Source organism: Achromobacter spanius, from assembly GCF_002812705.1.
Taxonomy (GTDB): domain Bacteria; phylum Pseudomonadota; class Gammaproteobacteria; order Burkholderiales; family Burkholderiaceae_B; genus Achromobacter; species Achromobacter spanius.
Window position 1 is genome coordinate 5486169 of sequence record NZ_CP025030.1, and the last position, 19293, is coordinate 5505461.

Sequence of the window (19293 nt, forward strand, 5' to 3'; positions counted from 1 at the left end):
GAATGTTTCGAACGCTGCGTTCGTGGCGTTTCAAAGCTGTGCCATCAACCGTCCGACGCGGGCGTGGGCGCCGGGCGCACGGCGAATACCGCATTGGCTTTGAGCATGACACGCCCTTCTACCTGCAAGAGGCAGTTGGCGTAGATCAAGCGCCGGCCTTGCTTGTCGATGCGCACGTGCGCTTGCAGCCAGTCGCCCGGCTTGACCGCGTTCAGGTATTCCACGGACATCTGCACCGTTACGACGGACACCTGCAATTGCTGGGCAATGGTGTGCCCCAGAGCGCTATCGGCCAGCGTGGCAAGCAGGCCGCCATGGGCCATGCCGTGCATGTTCGTATGCGCCTCGTTCACGCGCAGGGCCAGCACGCTGTCGGCATCGCGCCGGTACAGGGTGCCCAGGTCGGCCAGATGCGTCATGAACCGGCTGCTGGGGCGCCACAGTGCAAAACCCTCGGGGATGGAATCAGTCATGGTGTGGAATCGTAAGCGCTGGAATGAGATGGCTGAAAGTAATCTAAGAGTAAGATTTACGCCACAACACACCTACACATGGCAGGAGCAGTGGAAGATGGCGAAAGTCGGCATGGTTGGAATCGGCCTCATGGGCCACGGCATTGCAAGCAATCTGGTCAAGCATGGTCATACGCTGACCGTACTTGAGCATCCGGGCAATCAGCCCCTGGATGCGCTGAAAGCCGCTGGCGCGACCAGCGTGGAAAGCGGCGCCGCGTTGGCGGCCCAGTCGGATGTGATCATTCTGTGCGTGACCGGCAGCCCGCAGGTGGAAGCCGTGCTGCTGTCCGAAGGCGGCGTGCTGCAAGGTTTGCGCGCGGGCACCGTCATCATTGATTGCTCGACGGCCATTCCGTCGTCCACCGTGAAAGTGGCCCAAGCCGTGACCGATTCCGGCGGCCGCTTCCTGGACGCTCCGATGACGCGCACGCCCAAGGAAGCCGCCGAAGGCCGGTTGAATCTGCTGGTGGGTGGCGACGCGGCGCTGTTCGAAGAGTGCAAGCCCATCCTGGCCTGCTTTGCCGAAAACATCACGCACGCCGGCCCCATTGGCGCCGGGCATCGCATGAAGCTGCTGCACAACTATGTGTCGCTGGGGGTGGTTGCCCTGCTGTCGGAAGCGGCGGCGTGCGCGCTGCGTTCGGACATCGACCCGGCCGTGTTCGCGGAAGTCTTGAGCAAGGGCGGCGGCGGTGGCGTGGCGTTGGAACGCATCAAGCCGTATCTGCTGGAGCAGGACCCGTCGTCGCTGCGCTTTTTCATGTCGAACGCGCAGAAGGACCTGTCCTACTACAACACCATGGCGGCCGAAGCCGGTGCCGTGCGTGAAATCGGCGCAGCCGTGCAGCACACGTTCGACCAGGCCGTCACGCAAGGCGGCGGCGAACGCTATGTGCCTGAGCTGGTGACGCTGCTGAAAGACCGCTAAGCGGAAAAACCGGCGGGTAAAAAACCGCCGGTTTAAAGACCGCAGGGTTAAAGACCACTGCGTCAGCGCCCCACGGTTGCCGGCACGCGCGCCAGGTCGCGTCCCGGCAACCGCAATGAAATCGCCGCCGCCAGCAGCAACAGCACGCCCGCCGATCCGAAGGCGACCCAGTGCGTGTGGAACGTATCGAAGGCCCAGCCGCCCAGCCAGGAACTGATCATGCCGCCAACCTGGTGGCCCAGATAGGTCAGCCCGTACAGCACGCCCACCAGCCGGATTCCGTAGACGTCTGCCAGAATGGCCGACGACAAGGCGATGCTGCCCGCCCACACGATGCCGCCGATCGTGGCCGCGGCGTAGAGCTCCCAGTGCGCGCCCACCATGACCAACGCAAAGAACCCCAAGCCACGCACCAGATAGATGGCGGCCAGGATGTTGCGCCGTTCAACCCGGTCCGACATGCGGCCCAGCACCAGCGTGCTGAAGATGGCGACCAGGCCGATCAGGCCGATGCCCAGCGAACTGGTGGTGGCGTCAAAGCCGTGGTCCATCAACATCGGCATGCCGTGCGTGCCCAGCAGGTTCATGCTGTAGCCACAGGCGAACAGGCCCAGCGCCACCTGCCAGAACGGCAGCGTGCGCAGGGCGTTGCGCACGTTGGGAGCGGGGGCTTTGATAGCGGCGGCGGCGGTGGCGGTGCCTTTGGTCGCATTCGCGGGCGCTTTGTCTTTAACGATCTGATGCGGCAACAGGTCGGTGTGCTCGGGCGCCACATCACGCATCACGAACAGCGCGACCGGCACCGTCAGCAAGGCGAACAGCACGGAAAACGCCAGCAACGTTTCCTGCCAGCCCACGGCCGAGATCGCGAACGTTAGCGTCGGCGTCATCAGGGCGATACCCGCCATGGAACCGGTGGACAGGAAGAACAGCGCCATGCCGCGCTGGCGCGTGAACCAGCGGCTGATGATCGGCGTCAGCGCAACCGGGCTGGTGAAGGCCAGGCCGACCGACAGCGCCACGCCGAAGGACAGCAGGAATTCAATGGGGCCGCGCGCAAACACCGTCCACAGCGACGACGCCACCACAATGGCCGTGCCCGTCAGCAGCACGAAGCGCGTGCCGCGCACGCTGACCAGATACCCCGCCAGCGGCATGGCCAGGCCATAGCAAAGCATGCCTACCGCCACGATGCCCGACAACAGGCTGCGCGAAAATCCCAAGCCGTCCGCCATCGGCAGGAAAAACGGGCCGATGCCCATGCGCAGGCCCACCGTCAACAGGGTAAGCACCGCGGCGGCGCCGACGATGTTCCAGCCGAAATACCAGCCGCCCGACTCTTGCTTGTCCAACATGCCTCTCCTCGATGTCACTTTTTTGGCCGCACGCGCGCGCCAGGGCTTACAGACACCGCAGGGGAGGCGCGGACGAATATCCGCTGTCGACACGGGGGTGGAGAAGGACGGAGCGCGAATGGGCGTGTTCTTGCCGGCGGCCATAGGCCGGCCGGACGCGACATATTACTCCCGGCTATAAGCGGGAATGACGCGCGGCCAGAAAAACGGTTCGGTGAGCGGGCAGCGTCGTGCCCGATGGATGCGAGTTTCGCGCCGACCGCGCGATCACGCCTTCTTTTCCAAAAACGCCTGCAAGGCCGGCACGGTATTCAACACGTGCTGGCGCATCGCCGCCTCGCAACGCGCCGGGTCGCGCGTTTGCAAGGCATCGATCAGTTCTTGATGCGATTCACGCACTCGCAGCACACGCCCCGGTTGCGCCGTCCACAGGCGCATATAGGGTTCCACCACGGAGTGCAACTCCGAGATCTGCCCCAGTAAACGCGGCTGCTGACAGAAGCTGCACAGGTATTCGTGGAATTCCCGGTGGGCGGTGGTCCAGTCCAGATAGTCGCCGGACCCTTGGTCCAGTTGTTCCAGCATATTGGTCAGGCGGCGCACGTGTTCGGCGTTCATGTGCAGCACGGCGTTGCGCATGGCCAGCCCTTCAAGCACCGAGCGCATTTCAAACACTTCCAGCATTTCCTGCTGGTTCAGCCCGCGCACCACCGCGCCGCGATTGGCGCGGATTTCAACCAGGCCTTCAGAGGCCAGCCGCCGCAACGCACCGCGAACCGGCATGCGGCTTGTACCGATTTCAGTGGCGACGACATCAGGCACCAGGCGCTGGCCAGGCGCGTAACGGCCCAGGCGGATCTCGCGCTGCAAATGCAGGTACGCCTCGTCTTCGGCGCTGATCGCTGTCTTCTGAAACTGCAGCATCGTCGTCCCCGGGCTTGGAAAGCCGCCATGATAGATAAACGCAAAAATAACACAAACTGGATCCAGTGATCCATGGATGCAAACACTAATGGTCCATGCGCGCCGGCTCCCGTCTAATTGCCTCCGGACGGCATCGTTACGGGCTGTCCGCGCCGGAACGGGCACAGACCCGCCCGGCGGCATGTCACTTTCAACACGCGATCAAGGGGAATCCATGAAATTTCGTCTCATCCGGACGCTGGCCGGCTTGGCCGCCGCGGCGGTTACCGCCCAAGCCGGTGCACAAGCCGCGGCACCCGCCGCCGCTCCGGCCACTGATTGGCCGCAACACCCCGTGCGCATCGTCGTGCCTTTCCAGGCCGGCTCCGCCACGGACCTGATCACGCGCCAACTGGGCGCCGCGTTGTCCAATGAACTGGGCCAACCCTTCGTCGTGGAAGCCCGCCCGGGCGCCGCGGCGGCCATCGGCAGCGCCTCGGTGGCACGCTCGGCGCCCGACGGCTACACCTTGCTGATGGGCGGCCCGGCCGCCGTCGTCACCAACCGCTTCCTGCAAAAGCGCCTGGCCTATGACCCGGACGCTTTCGAACTGGTGTCCCTGGTGGCCTACACCCCGAACATCCTGCTGGCCAATCCGCAACAGCCGTTCAAGACCCTGCCGGAAATGGTCGCCTATGCGCGCGCCAATCCGGGCAAGCTGACCTATGCGTCGTTTGGCACCGGCACCACCTCGCACCTGGCGGGTGAGATGCTGAAGTCCGTTGCCGGCATCGATATCCTGCACGTGCCCTACAAGGGCGCGGGCGAAGCCATCCCCGCCCTGCTCTCGGGCCAGGTGTCCATGTACTTCGACACCATCATGACGGGCCTGCCCCAAGCCAAGAGCGGCGCACTGCTGGCGCTGGGCATGTCGAATTCGCAGCGTTCAGCGCTGGCGCCGGACATTCCCACCATCGCGGAACAAGGGTATGCCGGCTACGACATCGCCCCCTGGTATGGCCTGGTGGCGCCCGAAGGCACGCCCGCGCCCATCCTCGACAAGCTCAACCGCGCCGTGAACAAGGTGCTGGCCGACCCGGCATTGCGCGGTAAGCTGGCGGAAGCCGGCGCGGAGCCGCGTGGCGGCAGCCGCGAGGAATTCGCGGCCTTCATCAAGGCCGAGATCCCGCGCACCAAGCAGTTGATCGACCAAGCCGGCATCACCGCGCAGTAATCCTTTCCACGAGTCCCAGCATCCATGTCCCCCTCCTTCGATTGGTCTTTTCCGTACGCTTCCCGAAAAATGCCGGTCCTGGCCGCCAACGCGGTCGCGACCAGCCAACCGCTGGCCGCGCAGGCGGGGCTACGCATGCTGCTGGCCGGTGGCAATGCCGTTGACAGCGCCATTGCCACCGCCATTGCCTTGACCGTTGTCGAACCCGTCATGAACGGCATCGGCGGCGACATGTTCGCGCTGGTCTGGCACGACGGGCGCCTGCATGGCTTGAACTCCAGCGGCTGCGCGCCGGCCGCCTGGACGCCCGAGTACTTCAATGGCCGCGACGCCATGCCCGGCACAGGCTGGGGCACGGTGACCGTGCCCGGCCAGGTGGCCGGCTGGAAAGCGCTGTCCGAACGCTTTGGCAAGCTGCCCTTCGCCAAGCTGTTCGAACCCGCCATTGCCTATGCCGAAGAAGGCTTCCCCGTATCGCCCACCATCGCACGGCAATGGGCGACGCAAGCGCCCAAGCTGGCGCACGAGCCCGGCTTTGCCGAGGCATTCCTACCGGAAGGCCGCGCGCCTCAAGCGGGCGAATGGTGGCGTTTTCCCGCTCAGGGCAAGACCCTGCGCGACATTGCCGAAAGCGGCGGCGACAGCTTCTACCTGGGCGAGCTCGCGCGCAAGATCACCGACTTCGCCAGCCAGACGGGCGGCGCGCTCAGCGCTGCCGACCTGGCCGAACACCGCCCCGAATGGGTCGCGCCCATTTCGCAATCGTTCCGCGACGTTGAATTGCACGAGATCCCGCCGAATGGCCAGGGCATTTCGGCACTGATGGCGCTGGGCATGCTGGAACAGTTTGATCTGGAAGGCATGGGCGTGGACAGCGCCGACTACTACCACGTCAGCATCGAAGCGATGAAGCTGGCGTTCGCCGACCTGCATCATCATGTGGCCGACCCGCGCCACATGCGCACGGACGCGAAAGCGCTGCTGGACCGCGCCTATCTGGCAGAGCGCGCGCGCCTGATTTCCATGGACCGCGCCAGCATCCCCACGGCCGGCACGCCCGCCACCGGCGGCACCGTCTATCTGACCACAGCCGATGCCAACGGCACCATGGTGTCGTTCATCCAATCCAACTACCACGGCTTCGGCTCCGGCGTGGTGGTGCCCGGCACGGGTATCAGCCTGCACAACCGCGGCCTGAACTTCGTGCTGACGCCGGGTCACGCCAACCAGGTGGCGCCGCGCAAGAAGCCCATGCATACGATCATTCCCGCGTTCGTCACGCGCGGTGGACAGCCCTTGATGTCGTTCGGAGTGATGGGCGGTTCCATGCAGGCGCAAGGGCATCTGCAGATGGTCACGCGCCTGGCCGCGTTCGGCCAGAATCCGCAGGCCATGAGCGACGCGCCCCGCTTCCGTGTGGAGAAGGGCCCGGTGGTGAATGTGGAATCGCACCTGCCGGAAGACGTGGTGCAAACGCTGCGCGATCGCGGCCACAACGTGGCCGTGGCACCCGCCGACAGCCTGGAATTCGGCTCGGCGCAATTGATATGCCGCCTGCCCCAGGGTGGGTACGTGGCGGCATCGGATTCACGGCGCGACGGTCAGGCCGTGGGGTTTTAAGCCGGGGTGGCGGCAGGCCCGAAGTCCGGGTCTGAAGTCCGGTTCTGAAGTCCGGGTCTGAGATTCAGACCCGGGGTTCAGGTCAACGTTTCAGGCCAAGCTCCAGGCAGTCTTGTCCGGCCGCTGAAGTGCCGGGAAGCCGCCTTCGCCCAATTGGCTTTGCACCGCGTCGGCGCCGTACTTGATCAAGTCGGCGTCGCGTTCAATGCCCAGCTTTCTCATGGCGCTGCGTTTCTGCGAGCTGACCGTCTGGACGCTGCGGTGCGACATCTGGGATATTTCGGTCACTGTGGCGCCTGCACAGAACAAGCGCACGATTTCCGCTTCACGCTTGGTCAGCCGGCCACGCCCCAGCACGAACGCCTGGTTGACGATCATGTCCTTGATGGTGGGCGAGTAGTAAGTCTTGCCCTGGTACATGGCGTGCACGGCGTTGATGATGTGGCTGGTTGAATCCGACTTGCTGAGCACGCACAGGTTTTCGTAAGCCAGCAAGGCGCGGATCAGCGTGGGGTTGTCGATCATGGTCAACACCGCGACGCGCAACGCGGGATACCGCCGCCGCAACAGCGCGATCAGCCCCAGGCCGTCTCCGTACTTACCGCCGGGCATGGTGTAGTCGGACACCACGACGTCGCAGTGCTGGGTTTCCAGCCGCGCGACCAAGTCAGTGGAGTTCTCCGCGCATCCGATCACATCGATGGCGGGGTCCAGCCCTAGTTCATAGCTGACCCCAAGCGCCACGGCGGGGTGGTCGTCCGCGACGATCACGCGGATGTATCGTGATGACATTGTTGCATTTCCCTCTTCCACATCGGGACCCACCGGGCAACACGTTGCCTCGCATGCCGGAGATAGCGCCCGCTGCAAGCAAGTTGTTTTGTTCATCGGATGGGTTGCATGGGCATTTCGCTATTATGAAGCCACTATATCGATAGACCGATATAGTGCTGCGCCAGGGCCAATAAGAGAATAGGAATACTACGAAAGTACCCCATGCGCAACTTTCGCAGGCGCGAGTCAGACGTATCCCTCTCACGCCCAGCCTGCTTTCGCGACTATCGTCAACACACGCGTACCCGCAACAGGCCATGTCAGCAAGCCCATGAAGAAAAAAGCCCCCGAAGAAACCGCCCATGGCGCCCCCCAGCGCAGCGCTTTCCTCCGTGATAACGAAGTCCCCGCACTTGCCGCTCTCAATACCCCCGTCCTGCGACACGAACGCCGCACACGCACCGTTACCGAGTTGACCGGCGCGGACCCCGCACGCATCCGTACCTTGGCCAACGCCTTCATCAAGGCCAATGACGTCGACCTGCAACGCCTGCGCCTGCTTCATGCCCACGACGACCGTGCCGCCCTGCGCCACTTGGCACACCGCATCAAAGGGGCGGCCCAGATGACGGGCGATGCGCAATTGAGCAGACTCTGCTCGGTGTTGAGCGGCGCCTGCATGGACCCGGACAACCACGACTTGTCGTTGGACGCCATCGTGGCGCAGCTAGACCTGGCGCTGCAAGAGTTCGGCGATTCCTGCCGGCAGATGGCTGACGACGTAGGTTCGCCATAGCAGCATCGGCGGCACTGCCGTGCCCAGGTGCCACGACGATGCGCGATTCGTAATCGTCATATAGGACTTTCAGAGTCCTCATAGAGCTTGCCCACTTTGCGCTCCGTATAGTCGTTCGATTATGCCCGTGACCGGCCAGAAGCTAGTGCCTGCGCCAGTCGTGTCGGGCAACAACACACCGGCAACATCGAATGATAAGAATGAATACGCGGCAACCCGATACGCGCGGGTGCTTTGCGGCGCTTGCAATTTCTCGTTTCTTTCTCGCACCCCGAATCGCTCACCGGACTGCTCGCCACTTTTCCGTTTGCGCGCTATTGCTTTGCGCTCAGCCAGCCTGGGCGCAAATCCCTAACGCGAATCGCCATGACGCGGGCCGCCCTGACGCGGGCCGCCCTAACGCGGGGCGCCCTGACGCGGGCCGCTTCTTTCGCGACCTGGAATCGACGATCCCTGCGCCGCCCCCCGCTCCAGAGGCGCCGGCGCTGAACGTTCCGGCCCAACGCGCCCCTGCGGACACCCCGGAAACCGATGCCGCCAGAAACAGCCGGGTCTTGGTCAACGGCTTTCTATTGCACGGCAACCAGGTTTACGACGAGGCCACGCTACAGGCCCTGTTGGCCGATCTGCTTGGGTCGGAGCAAGACCTGAACGGCTTGCGCGCCGCCGCGCAACGACTATCGGAACACTATCGGCATGACGGCTACCTGCTGGCGCGTGCATACCTGCCCGCGCAGGAAATCCAGGGCGGCCTGGTTCGCATCCGCATCGTGGAAGGGGCATACGGCCAGGTCGTGCTGAACAACACATCGCGCGCGCGCGATGGCGTGCTTGCGCCCGTGCTCGAACCCTTGCATCCGGGTGATGCGGTACACGGCCGTAGCCTGGACCAGGCGTTGCTGCTGCTGAACGACTTGCCCGGCGTGGTCGCGACCGGTACGTTACGGGCGGGCGCCGAGGCGGGCACAACCGACCTGGTCGTCAACGCCGAGCCCGGGCCCTGGATTGCCGGCAGCATCGACGCCGACAACTTTGGCGGGGCCTACACGGGCGAATACCGCCTGAGCCTGGCGGCCAGCCTCAACAGCCCCTTGGCCCTGGGCGACCAACTGGACGCGCGCCTGCTGTCCAGCGACCGCGAACAGCGCTATTACCAGTTGGACTACCAGCTTCCCCTTGGCTTATGGTCGACCCGCGTCGGCATGGGTGCGTCCAACATGCGCTATGAATTGGGCCGCGAGTTTGCCGTGCTGCAAGCCCACGGCAGCGCGCAGACCTCGCACCTTTATGTACGGCAAAACCTGCTGCGCAGCCGCGACATCAATGTCCAGGCCTCGTTGCAGTACGAACACAAGCGCCTGCGGGATAGCTACGACTACTTCAACCTGACACGTGCCCAACGTATCGGCCTATGGACCGCCGCGATCAACGCCAGCGCCCGCGACTCGCTGTGGGGCGGGGCCAGCAACAGCGTTTACCTGGGGGTTTCGCGGGGCAATCTGCGCTTTGGCGACGAAACGCAGCGGAGCGACGACAAGTTTGCCAAGCAGGCGGCCGGCGGCTTCGGCGTGGTCAACCTCAGTTTGAGCCGCTTGCAGCGCGTGGCCGGCCCCGTGCAGCTTTACGGACGGGTGCGCTCGCAATGGGCCAACAAGAACCTGGACAGCGCTGAAAAGTTCAGCCTGGGCGGCCCCTATGGCGTGCGCGCCTACGCATCGGGCGCCGCCAGTGGCGACCAAGGCTGGCAAGCCACGGGCGAACTGCGTTACCTGCCGCTGCCCGGCCTGCAATTCTCGGCCTTCGTCGATACGGGGTCCGTGCAGGTGAACAAACGCGCCTGGACATCCGAACGCAACCACCAATCCTTAAGCGCATTCGGCGTGGGCATCGCGCATGGCGGTGCCCAACACGTGGTCAACGTCAGCGCTGCCTGGCCCTTGCGCCAAGGCAAAGAGACCGCGAAGAACGACAGACAACCCCAGTTCTGGGTGCAGGCCACCCGCTACTTCTGAGTCTTACCCACCCGCTGCGCCCGCGCCCGGTAAGCGTGCGGGCGCGGCATTTTCCCAGGAGGAAAGCATGAACAAGACTTTTGCATTGGTTTGGAGCGAAGCACGGGGCGGCTGGGTTGCCGCCAGCGAATGCGCGCGTCGACGCGGAAAATCGTCGGGGGGGCTACGGATGACCGTTGTTGCGCTGGCGTTGATGGGGGGTGTTGGCGCGGCCCATGCACAGGATTTTCCGAAGGAAGGGGTGATCAAGCATGGAACCGGTGATATCGCTATCGACGCGGACCAGAAAACCATGCGGGTCAACCAGAAGACGGACAAGCTGATCATCGACTGGCAACGGTTTGACGTCGGCGCGGGTAAGCAGGTGATCTTCAACCAACCCGGGCGAACCTCCGCGGTGCTTAACAAGGTACTTGGGCAACACTACAGCGACATCCGAGGCGACATCACCGCCAACGGCCGTGTATTCCTGATCAACCCGAACGGCATTTCGTTTGGGACGTCGTCTCGCGTAAGCGTGGGCAGCTTGGTCGCCTCGACCAAGCAGGTCAATCAGGACGGTTTTCTGGACGGGGAGACGATGCGCTTCAGCGGTCCATCGAATGCAGGTATCGTCAATGAAGGAGTGATCAGCGCCGATGGCGGCAGTGTCGCCCTGCTAAGCAAAAATTTAATCAACGCCGGCGTCATCCAGGCGGACAGAGGTAGCGTCGCGATGGCATCCGGCGGGGCGTTCACCCTGACTCTGGACGGCAATACGCTGTTGCACCTGCAGATTGACCGGGCCGAGTTGGAGTCCATTCTGGAAAATGACGGAACGCTGCGCGCCCATGGCGGAACAGTCATGATGAAGGGACGTTCCACGAACGTCATGCCGTCCCTGGTCGTCAACAACCGTGGCATTATCGAGGCCAATTCGCTTGACGGCAAAACGGGCTCCATCATTCTGGACGGCGGCGACTTCGCCAGCATCAACGCCGGCGGAAAGCTGACCGCCACAGGAGGGGCCACGATGGCCGGCGGCACGGTGACCTTAAAGGGCAAAGCCGTGTTCATCCAGCCCGATATCGACATCGACACGCGCGGCGCGGCGGGGCAAACCGGCACGTGGTCGATCACCGCGCATCACATCAAAATTTCCCCAGACGCCATCACGAACGACGTTACGCTGGCCGCGAGCACGCTTGGCAAGAGCCTTGCAACCACCAACGTCTCGCTCGTCAGCACGGTCGGCCACATCGCGGTCAACGCCCCGGTCGAATGGGATGCAAGCACGTCACTGACCTTGCAGGCCGCGCGGCACGTGGACTTCAACGCCCCGATAACCGCCCACGGCAATGGCGCGGCCATCGCGGTGAAGGCGCTGGACGGAGACCTGCGCATCAATGCCCGCATGACCCTGGCGGGCGACAACGCGGCGCTGGCCTTGATCGCAAAGTCCGACTTTGAACTACGCCATGGCGTGTCCATTGAACTGAGCGGCAAGGGCAGCACCTACGAAACCCGCGATGGCCGCTATACGGTCATCAACGACGTCAGCCAGTGGGAAACCATGAACAAGGACCTGAACGGCCGGTATGCGCTGGGCAAGAGCCTTCAGGCGGGCCGGGTCGCCACGATCGGCAATGACAGCGCCATCTTCACCGGCGAATTCGAGGGCCTGGGCAACACCCTGAGCAAGTTCGAGGTCACCGGCGGCAACCATGCGGGTCTGTTTGCCCAGTCATCGGGCAATATCCGCAACCTGAACCTGTCCTCTACCTCGGTCACAACCGCTCAACACGCGCGATCGGCGGACAAAGCCGCCGGCGCGCTGGTAGGCACCAATTCCGGAACCATCACCAACGTCCATGCGACGGACACGCGCATGAACGACCTGGCGGGGGGCATGGGCGCGGTGGGGGGCCTGGTGGGTCGTGGCAACGGGGGGGTGATCGAGCGTTCAAGCGTCACCAACTCCACGCTGCAAGCCCGGGGCGGGCGTGTTGGCGGCCTGATCGGCGACAACAACGGGGGCTTTGTCAGCGACTCGCTATCCGAGGCCACCGTGCAAGTATCCGGCAACGTCCACGCTGGCGGCTTTGCCGGCTATAACCGCGCGGGCGGCACGCTATACAACGTCAAGGCACGAGGCTCGGTCACACACAAAGGTGAATCCGGCAACGGCCATTTCGGCGGCCTGGTCGGCGCAAACGAGGCCATCATCGCGAAGTCCGCCGCCTATGGCCGGGTGCAGGTGAGCAGCGGCTCGGCCTTCTCCGTGGGCGGGGTGGCCGGTTACAACGGCGGGGTGATCGACCAAACCGCCGCTAGCGGCCACGTCAGCGGGGGCCATCACAGCGCGGTCGGTGGGCTGGTGGGTTACAACAACGGCAGGCTTACCAACACCGAGGCCAACGGCAACGTTTCCGGCCGGGATCGGGGCGACGTGGGGGGCCTGGTGGGCGTGAACCGCGGGACGATCCACCAAGCCGTGTCGCGCGGCACTGTTCGCGGTGAATACAAGAGCCGCATCGGCGGTCTGGTCGGCAGAAACCTGGTCACCGCGGAAATCCAGGGCGGCACCGCACAGGGCAACATCAGTGGCGGACTGCACACGACGATGGGCGGGCTGGTGGGCGTGAACGAAGGGCTGATCCATCAGTCGCATGCGCGTAATAGCGTCAATTACTGGTGGGGCCAGTGGCTGCTGCAAACCCGCGGCGCCGTCGTGGGGCGCAACACAGGCACCGTCTGGTAAGGCGCTGTGGCGACATAACGCCCTGACATCAAGACAAAGGTGGCGCAGTCCGTTCGGATTGCGCCACCTTCGCGTGGGCGGCCGATGCGGAGTTGCCGACGCGGCGTCGCCGATGTCGCGTCGCAGCGCCTAGGGAAACTCGAACGTGAACTCCGCGGCGGCATTGGCCACGCCGCCTTCCAGGTCGTCGCGACCCACTGCCGTGCGGATATAACGAGCCGCCAAGGACAATTGCGCGCCGCCGTCCAGCGGGGTCATCGCATAATTGGGCCCATAGGCGCCACCCACGGGTCCGAAGCGCACGCGCTGGTCCTGCTCGTCAACCACGATGACGCCGATTCCCCGGGCCGGGATTTCGCCGTTGGCATTCCGGCCATACAAGGCCAGGACAGTGTCCGTGCCGGCAACCAGGCCACTCTTGGCCCTGAACTTGACCTGCGGCCGCGCAAGCGCGCTGCATTGGTTCAATCGGATGTTGAAGGGCCTGGGTGCTGACATCGCGCCCTCAGCGGGAAAATCCGCGACAAAGGCCGGCAGCATGTGCACCGGAATATTCTGGTGCGCGCCGGCATCGCACTGGTGCTTGATGGTGATACTTTGCGCGCCCGAGTTGGTTCCCATGCTGAAGATCTTGCTACCCTGATAGACAGAAGTCATACCGCAGAGCTTCGCCCCCGGCGGGTCCGTCAGCGGTGGATTCTGCCAGGATGGAATGCCAATGCCAATCTGCCCCGGCGCCGTTAATCCGGCGCGTTCGGTGAAAAACCCAAGCACCATCGCCGTGTTGGGCGGTACCCCCGTCACGTTCAGATTGCGCGGAAGATCTTCGGGCTTTGCCATCAAAACCAACTGCTGCACGTAGGCAAAGTACGCAAACTGCATCAACGCGCCAGGCCGAGGAATAATGTCTTGCGCATCCATGACCAGATTCGACGAAGGCGAGGAAACCTCGGCATCCTGAAACAGGATTTTCAAGCCTATGCCATCGACGTTGGTGTTGACGATGTTGTTCACCATGTTGACGGGATTGCGCCACGCGGCCGTGCCAAATAATTTGTGCTTCTCTTGCGCACCTGGCAGCTTCACCGGCTTGAACCGGATCGTGATCGGCGCCTGCCTTTCGAACAGCACCTGCCCCACTTGAGACTGCGTTGTCAAAGGTTCGACCTCGGACCATCCAGAGCCTGCCAACGCTGGAAACTCCTCACAATCGGCCGCCGCGAAGACATCATCCGCGGCCGACGCCCATTGCGGCGCCGCCAGCATCACCAGCATCACCACGCCAGCCCCCCATCCCTTTGGATGACGCATTCGTCTCTTGCCCATATTGATCTCCTTGGCCGACATGCCACGCGCAGTACTAGTCGTGTTGTCCGCCTTCAGTGCTTGTGATGGAAGCGTAGTGACGCCCGGCCTTCGATGATGTCGCCGTCGTCGTTGGCGGCTTGATACCGCAGTGCATCCTTGCCCCAGCGAGGCGCCGGCCCGCTGGGAAGCTGGAACCGCGTGCGGCCCAGCGGCGCGACGGTCAGCCCGCTTAAGGTGATGAACGAGCCAGTGATGAACTTGCCGGCAGCGCGCTCCCCCTCCAACTCCACCCGAGCCAACGACACAACATACGGCGTCTCGTTATGCGCCTCGATTTCGCCTTCGGCCGCGTGATACGTCCATGTCACCTTCCCAATGGCCTCACTGGCGGAACCCGGCAGGCCTTCGGGCCGATACAGCACTTTCATCCGCAACCGATACGCAAGCTGCAGCAAGTTCTTCTGCGACGGATCGCGCGCCGGCACTTCAAGGAAGTTGATCCAGAACACGGATTCCCGATCTTTCGGCATGGCTTCCCCCGTATGCCGCAGCAGCAGGCTCATGCGCCCTGCCGGGTCCAGCCGAAACACGGGTGGCGTCAGCAGGAATGGCACGGTTTCGCGGCTGGGGTCGGCGGTGAAATCGCCGGAATCCAGCCAGCTTTGCACCAGGATGGGATGCTGCCCGACGTTACCGGTGCGTAGCGTCAGCGACTTTTGCCCCGCCGGATAGATGAAACGCGTGCCGGTCACGACCAAATCCGCCTGCGCGGAGCGAACGGGCGCAATCACGCACCCCGCCGCCATCGCCAGCATCAACACCCCACGCCACCCGGCAAGCACGCCCGCGCTCATCGCAGGGACAGCGGCCCGACGCCGCCTTGCTGTGCCGGGGCTGGCTGGTCTTGAACGCATTCCAGTTCCAGGATGTCGTAGGCGCTGTCGCCGCGCGTGTGGCGAGCGGGCAATTCGTAGTCGATGTGACAGCTTTCGCCCTGGCCAGGCCCCCATTCAATACGCACGCTTCCTTGGTCGCTTTCGGCGCGCATGACGATACGGCTGCCCTGCCCCACCGCGCCCACGGCCATGCTGGTTCGTGGGTCGATGGCTTCGGCGCCGAATGGCAAGGGCGACCCATCGGCCAACTTGCTAAGGATCAACACCTGGCGCGCGCGCAGCGTAGGGTAGACCAGCTTGATGATGGCGCCCGCGCGGGGCGCGATATTCAACGAGCTGGTCTTGAGCTCAATGTCCACGGGCAGGTCGGCCGGGTCCACGTCAACCGAGTTCAAGCGGTAGGGGCTCAGGCTGCCCACCACCGCGTAGCCGCTGCCGTCCACGCGGTTGCCCCCATAGCCCACGCGCATGCCCTCTGCGTCCTTGGCCTGGACCAGCGCCACCGTTTCACCCATGGTCTGCGCCAGCGTTACGCCGCCGCCATGCACGAGCATGGCGCCGTTTGCGCTCAGGGACGCTTGCCGATACCCCCGGCCCTGCCCCACGCTGGCCGACACCGAGCCCTGCGGGAAGTTGTAGCCCACGCCAGCGTCCGCGGAATTGGCGTTGCTGCGGCCATTGTGGGCGGCCGAGACGGAATACGTACCGGCGCCGCGATCGTCCAACGCGCCGCTGACGCTGGACGACAAGCGCGCGCCGTCACGGCTGTCACCGGTGTAGACCGCGCTCAGGCGTGGCGCGCGGGAAGTCATGTCCCGGCGACCCAGCGGGATGGCGACGCTAAGCGTCACCTGCGTGCTTTTCGCGCTGCCCCCTCCGCCCCAATAGCTACCCATGCCAGCGCTATGGACCCGTTGCAGCGCGATGGAATACGACACGTCTCTCCAATCGTTGTTGTAGCCAACCGAGTAGTTGACGTCGCTGCCGGCCCGCGACCAGTAGTTGGCGGTGGACGCCGACGCATACATGCTGCCCAGGCTTGCGCCCAGGTTCTGGCTGACGTTCAGATCGAAACGGCTGCGCATGCGGCCATCGCCCTGGTAGCGGTAGTTGCGCGACACATTGCCCAGCGCCACCGCGTCGCGCAGGCCCAGGTAGCCGCTGGTGGAATAGCGGTAGGCCAGGAGCGAGAAGTTCGTACCGCTGTTGGGCAGGTCTTTGCTGTAGGTAAGCCGGTAGCTGGCGCCGGCGCGCTTGCCTTCAAGCGGCACCTCCGCGCGGGCGGCCGTCACGTCGGCGGCAAAGGCGCCCAGGGTGGTGCTCATCGCCGCGCCCAGCAACACCGAGCCATAGTGGTCGGTGAACGCCAGGCCACCGTAGCCGGTAACGGAATCGCCCATGCCACGTTTGAGCGTGCCTTGCAGCACATACGGCGAGGGGCCGCGCAGGCCCCGGTCAGCAGCCCGGCCGGCCGTCAGGCTGTACTGGGTTACGCCGGGCCGCAGCAGTTGCACGATGGTCGCGAACGGCACGACGAAGCTGCGCGTGCTGCCGTCGGCTTCCGTCACCTGCACGTCCAGGTCGCCGCCATAGCTGGCGGCGCGCACGTCCTCAATGGCGAAAGGGCCGGGGGCAACGGTGGTTTCATAGATGAGAAACCCACGTTGATAGACCGAGACCTTGGCATTGCTGTTGGCCGTGCCCCGGACGATGGGCGCGTAGTAGCGCAGGGTTTCGGGCAGCATGCGGTCGTCGCTGGATAACCGCACACCCCTGAACGACACGGCGTCGAACAGTTCACCGCTGGTGGAGCTTTCGCCCAGCAGCAACTGCGATTGCCAGGTGGGGATGTCGGTCTGCAGGTAATAGGAACTGGCTTGGTACTGCGCGCCGTTGGTTTGCGACCAGAACGCCGAACCGGTATGGCGCAGCCGCAGCGCGCCCAGGTTCACGCCCGCGTTGATGCCCGCATAGCCGCGCGTCATGCGCCGGCCCTGGCTTTCGGTCGTGAAGATGTTCGAGTTGTAGTTCAGCCGCGCGGCGGTGATGCCGCTATCCCATTGCGAGGGGTCCACCCAGCGGTTCGACACCGCCAAGCGTTGCAGGTATTCCGGGTACGTCACGTACAAACCAAGCTGAGCCATGTCGACGCGGATTTTCGCACCAGGTACGTAGCGCGACAGGTCATCACAGGACAGCTCGCGGGGCAAGGGTTCGACGCCGTCGGCGCGCGACACCTTGCCCAGGTCCAGCCCGCCACGTTCGAGCATGGCGGCGTCGTAGCAAGGCACGGCGCTGTCCTGGCCGGGCACGTTGCGAAATTCAATGTCGTCAGCGCCGCGCCATTGCCCGTTGAAGTAGAGGTCCAGCCGGTGCATGCCCGGATCGGCGAAGTTCGCGCGTTGAAAGCGGCGGGTGTCGATGGTGGGGCCACCGACTTCCTGCATCAGCATGTAGGAGTCGAAAATAGCGACCTCGTCTTGCGCCCACGCGTTGGCGGCGGCCATGGCGCAGGCAGCCGCCAGCAGGCAGCTCCCGGCGCGGGCGGTCACCCGGACACGGCGCCGCGTTCGAAAACGCGCGCAAGCGGAATGGCGAACCGAAGTCCGCGCAAGTCTAATGTTCATCAAACCGGAAAAGCTCCACCGACTAGGGCCCAGAGGAAGGCTCAATCAAGCAAGCCCATGTTGAGGGTGCGCCGTCCGCCGAAGTCGTTGATGGCTTCGTACTGGACGGTGGGTTGAGCTGCTTGCAAGCCGGCCGCATCCGAGACCAGCGCGAAGTTCGAGGTTCCAAACGGGGCGACCATGCCGTTGTCCGCCGCGATGCTTCGTTTGCCCGACACCAGTGCGATACGCGCGAACGACACATGAAACGGCGTGGGGTTGGTGACTTCAAGCTGACGCTTTCCGCCGGTCGTGCGCACCAGTTTCCAGGTCAGCTTGTCGGGCGCGGTGGCCGCCTCGTCCGGTATGGATGCGGGCCGGAAGAAAATCTTGATACGTGTGTGAAACGAAAACAGCAGCACATTCACGGCGGACGGATCGCGCGGCGGCGTTTCAACGACGTTCAAATAAAAAAGGCTTTCCCGGTCAGAGGGAAGCGACTCTTTGGTGTAGGTGATGCGAATATTGGAGGCGCTGTTCGGTTCAATCCGCATGATGGGCGGCGTCAGCACGAACGGCACACGGATCTCGGCGGGCTGCGCGCCTTCCTTGCCGTCGTCAATCCAGTTTTGCGCAAGCACGGGCGTGCTGCCGTTGTTGCGGATGATCATGATGGAATCGCGTGCGTCGGACTTGATGACCAGGCGCGTGCCTTGCAGCACCAGTGCAGCCTGGGCGGGAACCACCCAGGCGCACAGGACCAAGGCGAGCGATAGCACGTGCGCGAACGCATGACGGGCAAATGCCCCGGTGATCGTCGTCATGGCAGTGTCGCGCTTAGTTGTAGCGCAGCGTGTAGGTCACGTACGAATTGCCGTCACCGGTGCCCACCGTGGTGGCGGTCGGATCTTCAGGTACGTACTTCGCCGCGTAGTACAGCACCGCCTGGTTGTTCTGGACTACGGCCACTTGCGGGTTGGTATCGGTGATGCCCAGGCGGATGGGATCGGTGTTGGCGGGAGCTTCGGTGCGGTTGTTGCGGATCTGGATCTGCACGCCGGCGGCTGGGTCGCCGCCGCCCACTAGTTTCAGGTTACCCGTGACCTTATCGATGTTCTGATGGTGGGCATCGAACTGCAACCGTACCTTGGTGTCGTTCACGCAATCAGCCGAGCCATGCACCTTGATTTCGAAGTTTCGTTCAGGCGCCGATCCGCTCACGATGTCTTCAGGGTTGACGGTGCCAAACGAAGGCACATCGGGGTTACCGGCGGCGCCGCCCGAGCTGCCAGCAACGTCGCAGGTCACGTCGCTGATTGTGCCGGAGAAGTAGACGGTACCACCCGCGGCGAAACTCGCCCCCGGGGCCAACACTGCCACTAGCAAGCCGGAGGCGGCCAGGGATGTCAGGATACTGCGCTTCATGCGATTTCCTCTTTCAGGGATAAGAATGGCGATGGCACTTCCGTGCCTTGCTAAGCGTGCTCGAATGACCCGAAAAACGACATGCGTTTGGATCATTGCGAGCCCCTGAACGATACGATTTGCGCGCGAAGAATTAACTAGGAGGATGCTTAATTGGCGCTCTTATAAATCTGATATTTCG

General features: G+C 63.9%; 15 protein-coding genes. 6 read left to right on the forward strand and 9 right to left on the reverse strand.

Annotation, left to right across the window (positions count from 1 at the left end; translation table 11 throughout):
* Positions 1-44 precede the first annotated feature (44 nt).
* The gene (locus CVS48_RS24920; protein ID WP_100856786.1) at positions 45-473 is read right to left on the reverse strand and encodes a PaaI family thioesterase; all 429 of its coding nucleotides are present in this window, start codon (positions 471-473) and stop codon (positions 45-47) included.
* A gap of 97 nt (positions 474-570) precedes the next feature.
* On the opposite strand from CVS48_RS24920, the gene CVS48_RS24925 reads away from it, so the two are divergent.
* Positions 571-1443, forward strand: coding sequence for an NAD(P)-dependent oxidoreductase (locus CVS48_RS24925; RefSeq protein WP_100856787.1), 873 nt, complete (start codon positions 571-573; stop codon positions 1441-1443).
* Between the two features lie 62 nt (positions 1444-1505).
* On the opposite strand, the gene CVS48_RS24930 is transcribed toward CVS48_RS24925, so the two are convergent.
* On the reverse strand, positions 1506-2795 hold the full coding sequence (locus tag CVS48_RS24930; protein ID WP_100857847.1) for an MFS transporter: 1290 nt from the start codon (positions 2793-2795) through the stop codon (positions 1506-1508).
* Between the two features lie 270 nt (positions 2796-3065).
* The gene (locus tag CVS48_RS24935; protein WP_100856788.1) at positions 3066-3722 is read right to left on the reverse strand and encodes a GntR family transcriptional regulator; all 657 of its coding nucleotides are present in this window, start codon (positions 3720-3722) and stop codon (positions 3066-3068) included.
* Between the two features lie 214 nt (positions 3723-3936).
* On the opposite strand from CVS48_RS24935, the gene CVS48_RS24940 reads away from it, so the two are divergent.
* Entirely contained in the window at positions 3937-4935 is a 999-nt protein-coding gene (locus CVS48_RS24940; RefSeq protein ID WP_100856789.1) for a Bug family tripartite tricarboxylate transporter substrate binding protein, read from the forward strand.
* A gap of 24 nt (positions 4936-4959) precedes the next feature.
* Positions 4960-6555 (forward strand): gamma-glutamyltransferase, encoded by a 1596-nt coding sequence (gene ggt / locus CVS48_RS24945; protein WP_100856790.1) that lies wholly within the window; start codon positions 4960-4962, stop codon positions 6553-6555.
* 90 nt (positions 6556-6645) lie between these two features.
* On the opposite strand, the gene CVS48_RS24950 is transcribed toward ggt, so the two are convergent.
* Positions 6646-7347: a response regulator gene (locus tag CVS48_RS24950; RefSeq protein ID WP_050449782.1), complete on the reverse strand. Its 702-nt coding sequence runs from the start codon at positions 7345-7347 to the stop codon at positions 6646-6648.
* A 313-nt stretch (positions 7348-7660) separates the two neighbouring features.
* Here CVS48_RS24950 and CVS48_RS24955 point away from each other — a divergent pair, with 313 nt between their 5' ends.
* The 3 genes from CVS48_RS24955 (at position 7661) to CVS48_RS24965 (ending at position 12877) form a co-directional block, all read left to right on the forward strand.
* Positions 7661-8125, forward strand: a complete 465-nt coding sequence (locus tag CVS48_RS24955) for an Hpt domain-containing protein (RefSeq protein WP_100856791.1) — start codon at positions 7661-7663, stop codon at positions 8123-8125.
* Positions 8126-8679: 554 nt separating this feature from the next.
* On the forward strand, positions 8680-10137 hold the full coding sequence (locus CVS48_RS24960) for a ShlB/FhaC/HecB family hemolysin secretion/activation protein (protein WP_242001170.1): 1458 nt from the start codon (positions 8680-8682) through the stop codon (positions 10135-10137).
* Positions 10138-10204: 67 nt separating this feature from the next.
* Positions 10205-12877, forward strand: coding sequence for a two-partner secretion domain-containing protein (locus CVS48_RS24965; RefSeq protein WP_100857848.1), 2673 nt, complete (start codon positions 10205-10207; stop codon positions 12875-12877).
* Positions 12878-13006: 129 nt separating this feature from the next.
* On the opposite strand, the gene CVS48_RS24970 is transcribed toward CVS48_RS24965, so the two are convergent.
* The 5 genes from CVS48_RS24970 to CVS48_RS24990 all read right to left on the reverse strand — a co-directional run bounded on the left by CVS48_RS24970 (position 13007) and on the right by CVS48_RS24990 (position 19112).
* Positions 13007-14224 (reverse strand): fimbrial protein, encoded by a 1218-nt coding sequence (locus tag CVS48_RS24970; RefSeq protein ID WP_126376275.1) that lies wholly within the window; start codon positions 14222-14224, stop codon positions 13007-13009.
* A 32-nt stretch (positions 14225-14256) separates the two neighbouring features.
* Entirely contained in the window at positions 14257-15027 is a 771-nt protein-coding gene (locus tag CVS48_RS24975) for a fimbria/pilus periplasmic chaperone (RefSeq protein ID WP_242001169.1), read from the reverse strand.
* Between the two features lie 8 nt (positions 15028-15035).
* A complete protein-coding gene (locus tag CVS48_RS24980) occupies positions 15036-17588 on the reverse strand; it encodes a fimbria/pilus outer membrane usher protein (RefSeq protein WP_242001168.1) in 2553 nt (850 codons plus the stop codon).
* A gap of 161 nt (positions 17589-17749) precedes the next feature.
* Complete coding sequence (locus CVS48_RS24985; protein ID WP_100856794.1) at positions 17750-18511, reverse strand: fimbrial biogenesis chaperone; 762 nt, start codon at positions 18509-18511, stop codon at positions 17750-17752.
* Between the two features lie 13 nt (positions 18512-18524).
* The gene (locus CVS48_RS24990; RefSeq protein WP_100856795.1) at positions 18525-19112 is read right to left on the reverse strand and encodes a fimbrial protein; all 588 of its coding nucleotides are present in this window, start codon (positions 19110-19112) and stop codon (positions 18525-18527) included.
* Between the last annotated feature and the right edge of the window lie 181 nt (positions 19113-19293).